The following is a 12,828-nucleotide window of genomic DNA, read 5'->3' as shown; positions in this document are numbered from 1 at the left end:
TCGGCGAACGCGAGGGAGATCCAGATAGCGGCCAAGACAACCCAGGCCCAAACAAGCCACGGTAGTGGCCGTCCGACGAGTCGTTCGAGAAGGCTGCGCCGCGTTGTCTCGATCATGCGCTTGATATTAGACCGCCCCGTGTCAGACGCTAGCTGTGTCCGTGAATAAAGGACTGTTCCTTACGGGCGCCACCAGCCTCGTCTGCCCAGATCACAGTCACGACGAGCGCTGTAGTTGGGGTGGCCTTCGGTGCGCTGAATCGAATCGGACCATCTGGAACATCTGTGAGGTCAGCACCGGGGAGTGTGACGGAGAACTCGCGAGTACCTCCGTCGGCCAGGGGACGCTGCCGACCCGATGAACGATGCAGCAGCTGACGGTCCGGAGAATCAGTAGTCGAGAACGCGATGTCGACGTCGTACGCCAGGCCGGTCCGGCGAATCAACGTGCAGGATGTGATCGACAATTTGTCCGAAGTCGGTTGATCGCTCCAGAGAACTTCCCAAGCAGCCACGACGGCACCTTACGCCTCTGGTCGATCTTGCCTCGGTCGGTCTCGGTGGAGGATGGCGGTCCGGACGGTAGACAGGGGCATGCCCTCCTCGGACGACGTCCCACACCTCCTGCAGACCGTCATCGACACCCCTGCACCACGCGAGCTGGCCGAGTTCTACCGGTCACTGCTGGGACTCCGGTACCGCGATGGGGACGCGCCCGCCGCCGATGAGTCGGAGCAGCCCGAGTGGTTGGTGCTCACCGCCGACGACGGAACTCGCCGCCTGGCCTTCCAACTCGCTCCTGACCTGCCACGACCACAGTGGCCGACAGGCTCACCCCCGCAGATGCTCCACCTCGACCTGACCGTGGACTCAACAACAGCCCTCGAACAGCAGCGGACTCGTGCCCTACGCCTCGGAGCGGTAGTCCTGACGGACCGGTCCGCCGACACCGCCGAACCCCTCATCGTCTTCGCTGACCCCTCCGGGCATCCGTTCTGCATCTTCGTCACACCGCGCACCCCGTCTCGACCCTTCTATGGGTGAGGTCAACCCTCAGCGGGGCTGTGCCCCTGCCGGCGGGGACACAGGGAGTAGCGTCTGGCTGGTGCCGGATCGATGGATGGATGGAGTGCCTGACGCGCCGGGCGGTCTCGTGGGCGCGTGGATCAATGTCTTCGTGGGCGCGGCCTTCGTGGTCGGTTTGCCGATCATCGTTTTCAATCAGGCGCAAGCCCCGGCCAACGTGCTCTTCGCGATCGCTGCGCTGGCCCTGGCCGGTTTCCTCGAAGCAACCTTCATCTACAAGCTCCGCCAGCAGCTCGCGCGTAGGCGATACCGCCAAGGCGGAGAAGATGTCGAGCGCGCTCACAGCGACGCGCCCGTGGGGCTTCGTCCACGCGACAAGGAGTGACGATGTGGGTACCGGGTCTCATTCTCGGCCCGGCAGCGATCGCGGTTGGGGTTCTTTTGTTCATTCGGCCAGGCGTCCTTGCGGACCTGCTGAATGCTGTCAGTCGTAGCCGTGACGAGGACGGCCGTTTCCAAGCGGATCTCCTCAAAGGGCCTGCAATCGGCCTGATCTGGATCGGTATCGCCGTGTTGCTGATCTCAGTGTTCCTGCGACCGAGCTGAAACCTCGCCGGTGTGCGTCAGGCGGTCATGGTGGCGGTGAGGTGGCGGTAGATCTGTCGGGCGATGTAGCGCTTGAGCATGCGCTTGATTTCTCTCGTGGTCTTCCCTTCGGCGAGGCGGCGTTGCTTGTAGGCGCGAGTGTTCGGGTCGTAGGAGAGCCGGACACGGGCGACCGTCTCGAGCGCGGAGTTGAGCCGTCGGTCGCCGTGCCGATTCAGTCGGTTCCTGTTGGTGTTGCCGCTCGAAGCGGGGATCGGGGCCGCGCCTGCGAGGGACGCGAACGCAGCCTCGCTGCGGACTCGGCCGACATGTGAGTACGCGGTGAGGAATACAGCCGCTGAGACCGGCCCGACTCCAGCGATGTCCATCACCGTAGGCGCGAGTGCGGAGACGTATTGCTCGAGTGCGTTGTAATTCGCGTTGAGCTTGCCGGTCAGGTCAATGACGTCGCGGGCTAGGCGAACCGCTTCGCCGCGAGCGATGACCTTGTCGATGTCGTCGCTGGGGTGCTGCCGCCATGCTGCGATCACGGTGATCTGCGTGTCCGTCAGCGGACGCCGAGCGTCGATGCCGAGGTCGATGGTGCGGAGCAGCGCGGTGAGCGCGTTGCGGCTCGCGGTGCGTTGACCGTCCATCGATCTCCGGGCAGCCAGCAACACGCGCAGCGCCGACCGGATCTTGCCGGTCCTGGGCCAGGACAGCAGTGCGGTGTCAGTGCGCAGCACGGCACGAGCTGCAGCTTCGGCGTCGATGGTGTCGGACTTCCCGCGAGATCCACGGTCGGCTCGTCGTGGTGGTTGCGCTTCGACTACGGGGATAGCGGCTTGCCGCAGCGCTTCGGTCAGGGATGCTCCGTAGGAGCTGGTCCCTTCGACGGCCGCGAGCCGCCCGGCGGATGTTCGACGATCGAGCCAGGCCAGGGCGCGAGCAAGGCCAGCCGGATTTGTCGGGAACGTCGCGGTGTCGTTGATGCCGCCGGTGCGGGTGTCGAGGATGACGTAGGTGTGTGTTTTGGCGTGCGTGTCGACGCCGATGACGTGCGTGTACTCGTCTGCGACGATGGGCATTGCGGGACTCCTTCCAAGACGGGAACCGTGTTGGTGCCTGGCCCGGGGAGAGTCGTTGCGGGGCGGATCTCTAACGAGTCACAACCAGGTGACTGGTTGGACGACCTTCTATCAAGCCATCGCAGCGGACGGGCCGGCACCAGCCCCGTCTCCCGCAGCGGACGAGTCGAGACAATGCCACGTCATAACGACGGGCAGATAGCCGAAGAGTCACACCACGAGCCGGGACCGGTGCCAGCCTGTCAGCCGACCCCAGGCCGACCAAGAACCATTAGAGATAGCCGATCGTTCAGCGGTCATCTCTTGGAACACTTGCTGACCGCGGCGCCGTGAGGATGGTGCAAACCGAGGGCAGCTTCAACCGTCTCGCCATCACCGGGATGGCACCGAATGCCAGTCGCGGTCCCATAGTCGGTACACCTCGCCAACAGCGGCGACGAATTCAGGTGGTGCACCGGGCTCTCCGATGGGTTGGCCGGAACGCACTCTGGCCGCTTCGCCAGACCGAACGAGCCCCTCCCGCTGCTCGACAGTGAGCTGCACGCATGAGGATTGTCCTTCCCGACTCGGGCCAGAGGGGCAGAGACGACCGGTGGTCATCCAGCCTGCACCGGATCGATACATGAGTATGTCAAACAACACGCGGTGCTTCGAGGGTGGGGTTCTGGCCCGTTCGCAGAGGGAGGGGCGCAGTGCGGAGTCCGCTTGATAGCTCCGGGCTCTGGCGCGCAGGTTTTCGTACGGCCCACGGCTGGCGAACTGTCCGCGAGCCCCGCGGGCCGTACGCCACCGCTTCGATGCTCGAGTGGGGGAGCATCATGAAGGGACTCGTGGGGACGACGGCCTGGCTCACAGTCGAGATCGAGCGGCCGGTCGCGCACTACCTCCCCAGCGTCCCCGATGCCGAGATGACTGTTGGTGATCTCATCCACCACACCTCGGGATTGCCTCGGCTTCCGGCAATGATGCGCAACCGCCTGTTCGCCGACCCGTGCCGATCTTTGCCGCTACGCCGACTGGGCGCTCGAGCCCGGCGCTGGGCACTCCCGCACGGTGAGCTGGCAGCGGGAAGGGGCATCGGTCTGGATCAACGGCGAGGTGAGGACAGCAGGCGCAGTCATCGCCAACGCGGCAGGAGTCACCACCGCGGTCCACGCGCGCGCGAAGGCGTCGCACGCGACAGACAAGATCGCCACGGCGCTCATCCAGCAGGACGTGCGGCACGAGCGGGGCGGTGGGAGGTGACACCAGTACCAACGCGACCTGTCGGCCGGACAGAAGCCGCGCCTCCAGGCCGGATCGAGAGCCGCGCACGGGGCGGACGCAACGCGAACGGCGGCTCTACTCCTTCCGGAAGAGAGCCGCCGTGGTGTCTCGCAGTGGTCAGTGTGCCGACGGGACTGCGGCGCCGACGAGCTCTGCCCGCACGATGTCCGCCCCGGCGGACAGCGCGCCGAGCTTGTCCAGCGCAGCACCCCGCGCCAGCGGAGCCATGCCGCAGTTGGAGCTGGGGATGAGCTTGTCCGCGTCGACGAACTCGAGGGCCCGACGCAGCACCTCGGCGACCTCCTCGGGCGTCTCCACGGTCTCGGTCGCGACGTCGATCGCCCCGAGCATGACCTTCTTCCCGCGGATGAGCTCGACGAGCTCGAGCGGCACGTGGGAGTGGATGCACTCGAGCGAGACGATGTCGATCGATGACTGCTGCAGCAGCGGGAACGACTGCTCGTACTGGCGCCACTCCGCCCCGAGCGTCGCCTTCCAGTTGTTGTTCGCCTCGATGCCGTAGCCGTAACAGATGTGCACGGCGGTCTGCGCACGGAGGCCCTCCGCCGCGCGCTCGAGCGCGGCCACGCCCCAGTCCTGCACCTCGTCGTGGAAGACGGTGAACGCGGGCTCGTCGAACTGGATGATGTCGACGCCGGCGGCTTCGAGTTCGCGCGCCTCCTGGTTCAGGATCGTGGCGAACTCCCACGCCAGCTTCTCCCGGCTCTTGTAGTGCTGGTCGGAGAGGGTGTCGATCATCGTCATCGGGCCGGGGAGCGCCCACTTGATCGGACGGTCGGTCTGGGCTCGCAGGAACGCAGCGTCCTCGACGAACACCGGCGCCCGGCGGCTCACGGCACCGACGACGGTGGGGACGGCCGCGTCGTACCGGTCACGGATCCGGACGGTCTCCTTGCGCTCGAGGTCGACGCCGTCCAGGTGCTCGATGAACGTCGTGACGAAGTGCTGGCGGGTCTGCTCGCCGTCGCTGACGATGTCGATGCCGTGCCGCTCCTGCTCGTGGACGGCCGCCCGGAGTGCGTCCTGCTTGCCCTCGGTGAGCGCTGCGCCCTCCAGCTGCCAGGGGGACCAGAGCTTCTCGGGCTCGGCGAGCCAGGACGGTTTCGGCAGGCTGCCGACGATCGAAGTGGGCAGGAGAGTGCTCATGCGGATGGGATTCCTGTCGAGTGGGGTGTCGGTCAGAGCGAAGGGACGGCGGCGCCGGCGGCGGCCCACCGCTCGAGGAGTGCCCGGTGCGGCTTCACGAGGTGCTCCTCGGTGTACCGGCCCTGCGTGACGGCGAGGCGGCTCCGTTCCTCGCGGTCGTAGGAGACATCGGGCGTGGAGTAGTCCGTGTGCGCAAGGCTCGGGCGATAGGTGCTCGGCGCGGCCGTGTTCGCGTTGTAGATCTCCGGCCGGTAGATCCGCTGGAACGTCTCCATGGTGCTGATCGTGCCGATGAGCGCCAGGTCCGAGTAGTCGCTGACCAGGTCGCCGCGCGTGTAGAACGCCAGCGGCGCCTTCCCGCCGGCAGGCATGAAGTAGCGCACCTGCATCCCCATCCGACCGAAGTAGTCGTCGGTGAGCGAGGAGTGCTCGTGCAGGTACTCGGCGCCGAGGACCGGGTGGACGTACTCGGACTGCCGGTAGGTCTGGCTCGTCGAGACGCTGATGCAGACGACGGGCTCCAGGTCGAAGTTCGAGCGGAAGGCGTCCGACTCCAGGAAGCGCTGGAAGAGCTGCCCGTGCAGGTGCCCGAAGTCGGAAGGGAGGCCGGCGCTCTTGTCGAGCGACGGCAGCAGGACCGCGAAGTCGTAGTCGCGCAGGTACGACGAGAAGTTGTTGCCCAGGATGCCCTGGTGGCGTTCCCCGGTGTGTTGGTCGAGGATCGCGACGTCGAGCATCTCGAGCAGGGGGAACTCCCCGTCCTCGCTTCCGTCGACGAAGTGCGCCGTGACCGAGACGATGTCGAGCTCGGTGCGGTACCGGTCCCCGGAAGGGTCGCCGACCGCCAGGTCGTTGCAGCGACGGTCGATCATGGCGAGCGCGCTGCGGAGGTTCTGCTGACGGTGCTCGCCGCGCGCCAGGTTGGCGAAGTTCGTGGTCAGCCGGGAGCTGTCCGCGGGCGAGTAGTCCTCGTCGAAGCGGGTCCTGGTGATGCTGAAGGTGAGGTCGTTCGCCATGGTCGGCAATCCGTACGTCGAGCGCCCGTGAGCACTGGGGAAGGGGGTACCTCGATGATGCCGGGAATCAGGGGCCATCGGGTAATCCCCAGACGCTATGCGTTGGTATAGCCTCCGCCTATGGCCCGTGTCTCGAACGACATCACCCTGCAGCAGCTCCGCTACTTCATCGAGGTCGCGACGGAGGGCTCGATCAGCGCGGCAGCCGATCTCCTCTACGTCGCGCAGCCGACGCTGTCCGCGGCGATGAAGGACCTGGAGGCTCGGATCGGCCGGGCGCTCTTCGTGCGTTCGGCGCGGGGTGTCGTCCTCACCGTCGACGGTGTCGAGTTCCTCGGGTACGCCCGACAGGTGGTCGAGCAGGTCTCCCTCCTCGAGCAGCGGTACGTCGGAGGGCAGCCGTCGCGTCGTCTGCTCGGGGTGTCCGCGCAGCACTACTCGTTCGCGGTGGAGGCATTCGTCCGGATGGTCGAAGGAGCGGCGGCGGACGAGTACGAGTTCTCGCTCCGTGAGACGCGCACGTGGGACATCATCGAGGACGTGCGCACGCTGCGGAGCGAGGTCGGCATCCTCTACCGCAACGACTTCAACCGGCAGGTCCTCGGGAAGCTGCTGCGGGACGCCGGGGTCGTGTTCACACCGCTGTTCGTCGCGGAGCCGCACATCTTCGTGGCCCGGCGGAACCCGCTCGCGTCACGGAAGCGGGCGACCCTCGCCGACCTCGCGGACCTGCCTCGGCTGACCTTCGACCAGGGCGCGAACAACTCCTTCTACCTTTCCGAGGAGATCCTGTCGACGATGTCCAGCAAGCGGGAGATCCGCGTCTCGGACCGGGCGACGATCTTCAACCTCATGATCGGCCTCGGCGGGTACACGATCTCGACCGGGCTCATCAGCGACGACCTCGACCCTGAGATCGTCGCCATCCCCCTCGACGTCGACGAGCGCATCGAGATCGGGTGGATCGCCCACGCTTCGGTCCCGCTCACCGTGCAGGCGCAGACGTACCTCGAAGAGCTGCGGGCAGTGGTCAGCGGGTACGGCGTCGAGCCGCTCGGGTGAGGACATCGCTGCTTCGGCGCGACCGCGTCTCGCTCGCGACCGCTGCTCACCACGAGCTGGGCTTGTAGTCCTTCATGAAGACGCCGAACAGGTCGTCGCCCGCTTCGCCCCGCACGATCGGGTCGTAGACCCGGGCGGCCCCGTCGACGAGGTCGAGCGGCGCGTGGAAGCCCTCCTCCGCCAGGCGGACCTTCGTCGGGTGGGGTCGCTCGTCGGTGATCCACCCGGTGTCGACGCTCGTCATCAGGATGCGGTCGGTCTCGAACATCTCCTGCGCACTCGTGCGCGTGAGCATGTTGACCGCCGCCTTCGCCATGTTCGTGTGGGGGTGCCCCGGCCCCTTGTAGGCGCGGCCGAAGACCCCCTCCATGGCGCTCACGTTCACGACGTAGGTGCGGGGCGCGGCGCTCGCCGCCATCGCGGGGCGGAGCTTCGAGATCAGGATGAACGGTGCCGTGGTGTTGGCCAGCTGGACCTCGAGCATCTCGAGGGGGTCGACCTCGTTGACGTGCTGCGTCCAGGAGTTCACGTCGTGCAGGTCGGGCACGAGACCACCGGCGTCGATCGCGGTGCCCATCGCGAGCCGTTCGAGTGAGCTCGAACCCGGGGCCATGGCCTGCTCGGTGAGTTCGTCGGCGCGTGCGGCGGCGGCGGCGAGGATGGGGTGCGCCGTGACCGAGCGGGCGAGTGCCTGCGGGTGCTGGTCGTTCGTGTGTCCGAAGGTCACGAGCTCGGGGAGCGACCCGTCGGGGAGCGGCGCGAGTTCGGCGTCGACGAGGGGCTGGTACGCGCCGGGGGACCGGCGCACGGTCTGGGTGGCGTTGTTGATCAGGATGTCGAGGGGGCCGGCTGCGGCGACGTCCTCGGCGAGGCCGATGACCTGTGCGGGGTCGCGCAGGTCGATGCCGACCACCTTGAGACGCGAGATCCAGTCCGCGGAGTCGGGCAGGCTCGTGAACCGGCGCACCGCGTCCCGGGGAAAGCGCGTCGTGATGGTGGTGTGGGCGCCGTCGCGCAGCAGTCGGAGCGCGATGTACATGCCGATCTTCGCGCGACCGCCGGTGAGCAGCGCCCGCTTGCCCGTCAGGTCGGTCCGGGCGTCACGCTTGGCGTGGCTCATCGCAGCGCACGAGGGGCAGAGCTGGTGGTAGAACGCGTCGACGACCGTGTAGTGCTGTTTGCACATGTAGCACGGGCGTGACTTCAGCAGGGTGCCGGCGGTGGAGGCAGCTGTGGAGCTGCTGATCGGGACGCCGCGGGTCTCGTCGTCGATGCGATCCGCCGCGCCGGTCGCGGTGGCGGCGATCACCAGGCGGTCGGCCTCGGCGATGACCGCTCGCTTCTCGAGCCGGTGTGCACGCTTCACGGCCTTGAACATCTTCGCCGTCGCCTGGCGAACGCGCACGAAGTCGGGGTGCGTCTCCTCGATCTCGGTCATCTGCTCGAGGACGCGGAGCGTGACGATGAGGTCCTCGGCGGCGATGCCACTGGGTACGGGGTGCTCGGAGATCACACGAGATCATACGTTGGGTCAGGCCGGGACGAGCTCCCGCGCCAACGCCGCCACGAATGCGTCGATGTCCTGCTCCGACGTGTCGAACGAGCACATCCACCGCACCTCGTTCCGCGATGCGTCCCAGTCGTAGAACCGGAAGTGCTCCCGCAGCCGATCGGCCACCCCGGCGGGCAGCGTCGCGAACACCCCGTTCGCCTGGGTCTCCTGGCTGAACGCGACGCCCTGGATGCTGCCGTCGGCGATCCCGGCCTCGAGCGCGCCGCGGAGCCGCTGCGCCATGGCGTTCGCGTGCGAAGCGGAGCGGAGGTAGAGGTCGTCGGTCAGCAGCGCGATGAGCTGCGCCGACACGAACCGCATCTTCGACGAGAGCTGCATGTTCATCTTGCGGAGGTAGTGCAGGCCCTCCGACGCGGCGGGGTTCAGCACGACGATCGCTTCGCCGTAGAGCATGCCGTTCTTCGTCCCGCCGAAGCTCAGGACGTCGACGCCGGCGTCGGTGGTGAAGTCGCGGAGCGGGAGACCGAGCGTCGCGGCGGCGTTCGAGATGCGGGCGCCGTCCATGTGCAGCGTCATGCCGAGCGGGTGGATGTGGTCCGCGATCGCCCGGATCTCCTCCACGGTGTAGGCCGTGCCGAGCTCGGTGGTCTGGGTGATCGACACGACGAGCGGCTGGGCGCGGTGCTCGTCGCCCCAACCCCACGCCTCCTTGTCGATCAGGTCGGGCGTGAGCTTGCCGTCCGGCGCGTCGACGGTGAGCAGCTTCAGGCCGCCGACACGCTCGGGGGCTCCGGCCTCGTCGGTGTGGATGTGCGCGGTCGAGGTGCACACGACGGCGCCCCATCGCGGCACCATCGACTGCAGCCCGACGACGTTCGCGCCGGTGCCGTTGAACACCGGGAACGCCTGGGCCTGGCTCCCGAAGTGTTCGTGGATGACCTCGTTGAGTCGCGCCGTGTAGACGTCCTCGCCGTATGCGATCTGGTGGCCCTGGTTGGCCGCGGCGATCGCGTCGAGGATCTCGGGGTGGACGCCGGCGTAGTTGTCGGAGGCGAAGCCCCGCAGGTCCAGGTCGTGGAGTTGGAGGGTCACTGGTTCATCCTAGGGAGCGGGTCGACAGGGGGCCGGTCGACGGGGAGAGGGGGATGCGGGCGCCGTTCACATCGGCTGGCGCGGCCGACCAGAGCCGGACCACCGCGTCGCCGAGCTGGTCCTCCAGGCCGGCGAGCGCGCGGACGACGAAGATCGCGGCAGCAGCGGTCTCCGGCGCGTCCTTCCGGAAGCCCTGGGCCACGGCACGGACCCAGGCGTCGGCTGCGGCCTTCGCGGCGGCGTAGTTCGCACCGCCGGCGGTCGGGGAGTCGACCGCGGTGGACGAGACGATCGCGAGCCGCCCGGCCGGGGATGCGACGAGGTCGTCGTGGAAGACCCTGGTCGTGTTCCGGAGGGTGCGGAAGCCGCGGTCGAAGAAGTCCCAGTCCTCGTCGGACTGGCCGGCGATGCCACCGCCGCCGCGCCAGCCGCCGACCAGGTGGATCAGTCCGTCGAGGCGGCCCTGCGTGTGGACGGCGGACGCCAGCGCGGTGACCGCGCCGAGGTCCGAGAGGTCGCACGTGTGGGTGGTGACGCCCGGGACGGAGGCGTGCAGGGCCTCCAGTGCGTCGGATCTGGTGCCGACCGCGACGACGGCCGCACCGGCGGCGGTGAGTGCCCGCGCGACCGCCGCGCCGCTGGCACTGGTCGCTCCCGCGATCAGCACCAGGCGGCCGGCCACACCGTCGGTCACGCGGCGGCTTCCTCTGCGGGAGCAGAATCGTCCGGCGACGAGATGCCGGTGATGCCGGCCGTCGACGCGATGACCGCAGCCATCTTCTTGTTGAGCGCCTCGTAGAACATCGAGAGCGGGAACTCGTCGTCCAGCACCGCGTCGGTGTATCCCTTCGGCATTCCGGCGAGCGTTTCCTCCGGGAGGCCACGGGCCCATCTCGAAGCCGGGTGCGGGGTGAGCGTGCGGGTCAGCATCTCGTACGCGGCGAGCCAGTGCGCCGATTTCGGCCGGTCGATCGAGCGTCGGTACAGCTCGTTGATCTGGTCGCTGAGTGCGATGATCACGTCCGGCACCTCCGCCCAGTCGATGGTGAGTTGCGTGTCCGTCCAGTGCAGGACGTCGTGCTGGTGCATCCACGCGAAGAGCAGCTGACCGCCGAGCCCGTCGTAGTTCCGGACGCGGCTGCCGGTGATGGCGAAGCGGAAGATGCGGTCGAAGACGACGGCGTACTGCACCAGGCGGGCGTGGTCCCGAATTGCCCGATCCGCGTCCGACAGTTCCTCGTCCGGTCTCGCCGACAGTTCGCGGTCCAGGCGCACCGACTCGCGGAATGCGGTGAGGTCACAGCGCAGCTCTTCCAGCGAGTAGAGGAAGAACGGCATCCGCTGCTTGATCATGAACGGGTCGAACGGCAGATCGCCGCGCATGTGGGAGCGGTCGTGGATGATGTCCCACATCACGAAGACCCGCTCCGTGAGTTCTTGATCGTCGAGCATCGCCGCGGCTTCGTCGGGGAGTTCGAGCTTGGTGATCTCGGCTGCGGCGCGGACCACCCGGCGGTACCGAGCGGCTTCGCGGTCCTGGAAGATCGCACCCCATGTGAATGCCGGGATCTCCCGCATCGCGACGGTCTCGGGGAACAGCACCGCGGAGTTCGTGTCGTAGCCCGGGGTGAAATCGACGAAGCGCAGTGCGACGAACAGCGTGTTGCCGTAGTCGCCGGCTTCGAGTTCCGCGATGAACTCCGGCCAGATGACCTCGACCAGGACGGCCTCGACCAGGCGCGAGGAACTGCCGTTCTGCGTGACCATCGGGAACACCACGAGGTGGCCGAGTCCGTCGACACGGTGCTGTTGCGGCTGGAAGGCGTTCAGCGAATCGAGGAAGTCGGGAACACCGAATCCCTGCGCTTCCCACTGCGTGAAATCGCGATGCAACGCAGCGAGGTACGCCGCATCGTGCGGAAAGTGCGGTGCCAGTTCGGCAACGGCCGGGAGGATCGTGGCCAGGTGTCGGGACGCGGCCGGGTGGGCCGATCGGTCCGGTATCGAGCCGTTCTCCGTCTGCAACGCACGGAACGACTCGACGGCGTCCTTCAGACGCCGCCACGCGGGGAGTTCGGCGACATCGCGCACGTCCAGGCGGTCCTCGACGACCTCGGGCTCTCCGACGATGGCGTCCTGCGTGAACCTCTGGACGAACTGCGACATGTCGAACCTCCCGTCATCGGGTCGGCCGCTGCGGTGCGGCGGGGATCGTGCTCGTCACGAGCCTAGGGAAAAGCGACGGACGGAATGTTGCCCATCCCCGGTGGATTCGTGCGCATTCGGTATCGTCGCGCGGCTTGTCGAATGGCTTGCGCAACGATTCGCCGATTGCGGGTCGGTTGGCGCGATCCGTACGACGCGTGTCCGTGCGCATGCTGGTCCTGATGCGGCCGATCGGCGACGCTGGTGTCGTGAACACGGAATCAGCGGACCAGCCCAGCGTCGTCGCGGTGAGCAAGGACGGCACCCACCGGTTCAGCAAGCCGGTGGTCGACCACGTCGTCCTCATCGCGGGGTGGGGCATCGACGGCGACGCGCACGCCGGGACGACCGTGCAGCACCGGTCCCGAGTCGCGCGTGACCCGTCGCAACCGAACCTGCGGCAGGTGCACCTGCTGCACGCCGAGCTGTTCGACGAGGTGGCCGCCGCCGGGTTCGAGGTCGCGCCGGGGCAGATGGGCGAGAACGTCACGACGCGCGGCATCGACCTGCTCGGCCTGCCGACCGGGGCCTTGCTGCACATCGGAGCCGAAGCGTGCGTGCGTGTCACGGGGCTGCGGAACCCGTGCCAGCAGATCAACGGGTTCGAGCCCGGGCTGCTGCGCGCGGTCCTCGGCCGCGCGGAGGACGGGGCGGTCGAGCGCAAGGGCGGGGTGATGGCGGTCGTGGTCGCCGGCGGCACGGTGTGCGCGGGCGACACCGTGCGGGTCGAGCTGCCGGTCGGCGAGCGGACGCCGTTGGCCCCGGTCTAGCCCCCGCCGGCGTTCGCGCCGGCGTTCGCGCTGGCGCGG

General features: G+C 67.9%; 11 protein-coding genes and 1 pseudogene. 5 read left to right on the top strand and 7 right to left on the bottom strand.

The window, feature by feature from the left end:
* Positions 1 to 593: 593 nt before the first annotated feature.
* Both EDF55_RS15945 and EDF55_RS15940 read left to right on the top strand, forming a co-directional pair.
* Positions 594 to 1,043 (top strand): VOC family protein, encoded by a 450-nt coding sequence (locus EDF55_RS15945; protein WP_123655925.1) that lies wholly within the window; start codon positions 594 to 596, stop codon positions 1,041 to 1,043.
* Positions 1,044 to 1,104: 61 nt separating this feature from the next.
* Positions 1,105 to 1,410, top strand: a complete 306-nt coding sequence (locus tag EDF55_RS15940) for a hypothetical protein (RefSeq protein ID WP_123655924.1) — start codon at positions 1,105 to 1,107, stop codon at positions 1,408 to 1,410.
* 238 nt (positions 1,411 to 1,648) lie between these two features.
* On the opposite strand, the gene EDF55_RS15930 is transcribed toward EDF55_RS15940, so the two are convergent.
* On the bottom strand, positions 1,649 to 2,698 hold the full coding sequence (locus tag EDF55_RS15930) for an IS110 family transposase (RefSeq protein ID WP_123655922.1): 1,050 nt from the start codon (positions 2,696 to 2,698) through the stop codon (positions 1,649 to 1,651).
* Between the two features lie 656 nt (positions 2,699 to 3,354).
* Here EDF55_RS15930 and EDF55_RS19250 point away from each other — a divergent pair.
* A pseudogene (locus EDF55_RS19250) lies at positions 3,355 to 3,651 on the top strand (serine hydrolase); the annotation flags it as partial.
* A gap of 430 nt (positions 3,652 to 4,081) precedes the next feature.
* On the opposite strand, the gene EDF55_RS15920 reads toward EDF55_RS19250, so the two are convergent.
* On the bottom strand, positions 4,082 to 5,131 hold the full coding sequence (locus EDF55_RS15920) for a methionine synthase (RefSeq protein WP_123655920.1): 1,050 nt from the start codon (positions 5,129 to 5,131) through the stop codon (positions 4,082 to 4,084).
* Between the two features lie 32 nt (positions 5,132 to 5,163).
* Complete coding sequence (locus EDF55_RS15915; RefSeq protein ID WP_123655919.1) at positions 5,164 to 6,147, bottom strand: putative oxygenase MesX; 984 nt, start codon at positions 6,145 to 6,147, stop codon at positions 5,164 to 5,166.
* 120 nt (positions 6,148 to 6,267) lie between these two features.
* Here EDF55_RS15915 and EDF55_RS15910 point away from each other — a divergent pair, with 120 nt between their 5' ends.
* A complete protein-coding gene (locus EDF55_RS15910) occupies positions 6,268 to 7,209 on the top strand; it encodes a LysR family transcriptional regulator (protein ID WP_123655918.1) in 942 nt (313 codons plus the stop codon).
* 46 nt (positions 7,210 to 7,255) lie between these two features.
* Here the strand turns inward: EDF55_RS15910 and EDF55_RS15905 are convergent, their stop codons facing one another.
* From EDF55_RS15905 to EDF55_RS15890, 4 genes are read right to left on the bottom strand one after another with little or no spacing between them, the layout of a single operon-like run.
* Positions 7,256 to 8,722: an SDR family NAD(P)-dependent oxidoreductase gene (locus tag EDF55_RS15905; RefSeq protein WP_123655917.1), complete on the bottom strand. Its 1,467-nt coding sequence runs from the start codon at positions 8,720 to 8,722 to the stop codon at positions 7,256 to 7,258.
* A gap of 18 nt (positions 8,723 to 8,740) precedes the next feature.
* Complete coding sequence (locus EDF55_RS15900) at positions 8,741 to 9,814, bottom strand: low specificity L-threonine aldolase (RefSeq protein WP_123655916.1); 1,074 nt, start codon at positions 9,812 to 9,814, stop codon at positions 8,741 to 8,743.
* Positions 9,815 to 9,818: 4 nt separating this feature from the next.
* The gene (locus EDF55_RS15895; RefSeq protein WP_123655915.1) at positions 9,819 to 10,508 is read right to left on the bottom strand and encodes an SDR family NAD(P)-dependent oxidoreductase; all 690 of its coding nucleotides are present in this window, start codon (positions 10,506 to 10,508) and stop codon (positions 9,819 to 9,821) included.
* Positions 10,505 to 11,980, bottom strand: a complete 1,476-nt coding sequence (locus tag EDF55_RS15890; RefSeq protein WP_123655914.1) for a DUF6421 family protein — start codon at positions 11,978 to 11,980, stop codon at positions 10,505 to 10,507. Before EDF55_RS15890 ends, EDF55_RS15895 begins: the two co-directional genes overlap by 4 nt.
* A 221-nt stretch (positions 11,981 to 12,201) precedes the next feature.
* Between EDF55_RS15890 and EDF55_RS15885 the strand changes: the two genes are divergently transcribed.
* Positions 12,202 to 12,789, top strand: coding sequence for an MOSC domain-containing protein (locus tag EDF55_RS15885; protein WP_123656024.1), 588 nt, complete (start codon positions 12,202 to 12,204; stop codon positions 12,787 to 12,789).
* Positions 12,790 to 12,828: the final 39 nt, after the last annotated feature.

It is taken from the genome of Curtobacterium sp. ZW137 (genome assembly GCF_003762905.1).
In the GTDB taxonomy this organism is placed as follows: Bacteria; Actinomycetota; Actinomycetes; order Actinomycetales; family Microbacteriaceae; genus Curtobacterium.
The sequence above is the reverse complement of the archived record's forward strand: the minus strand, read 5'-3'. Positions and strand labels throughout refer to the sequence as shown.

What these genes read in the sequence shown, in the direction of transcription:
- EDF55_RS15910 (WP_123655918.1), top strand. Translation starts at nt 6,268, where the DNA reads ATGGCCCGTGTCTCGAACGACATCACCCTGCAGCAGCTCCGCTACTTC.
- EDF55_RS15920 (WP_123655920.1), bottom strand. Translation starts at nt 5,131, where the DNA reads ATGAGCACTCTCCTGCCCACTTCGATCGTCGGCAGCCTGCCGAAACCG.
- EDF55_RS15945 (WP_123655925.1), top strand. Translation starts at nt 594, where the DNA reads ATGCCCTCCTCGGACGACGTCCCACACCTCCTGCAGACCGTCATCGAC.
- EDF55_RS15930 (WP_123655922.1), bottom strand. Translation starts at nt 2,698, where the DNA reads ATGCCCATCGTCGCAGACGAGTACACGCACGTCATCGGCGTCGACACG.
- EDF55_RS15885 (WP_123656024.1), top strand. Translation starts at nt 12,202, where the DNA reads ATGCGGCCGATCGGCGACGCTGGTGTCGTGAACACGGAATCAGCGGAC.
- EDF55_RS15915 (WP_123655919.1), bottom strand. Translation starts at nt 6,147, where the DNA reads ATGGCGAACGACCTCACCTTCAGCATCACCAGGACCCGCTTCGACGAG.
- EDF55_RS15890 (WP_123655914.1), bottom strand. Translation starts at nt 11,980, where the DNA reads ATGTCGCAGTTCGTCCAGAGGTTCACGCAGGACGCCATCGTCGGAGAG.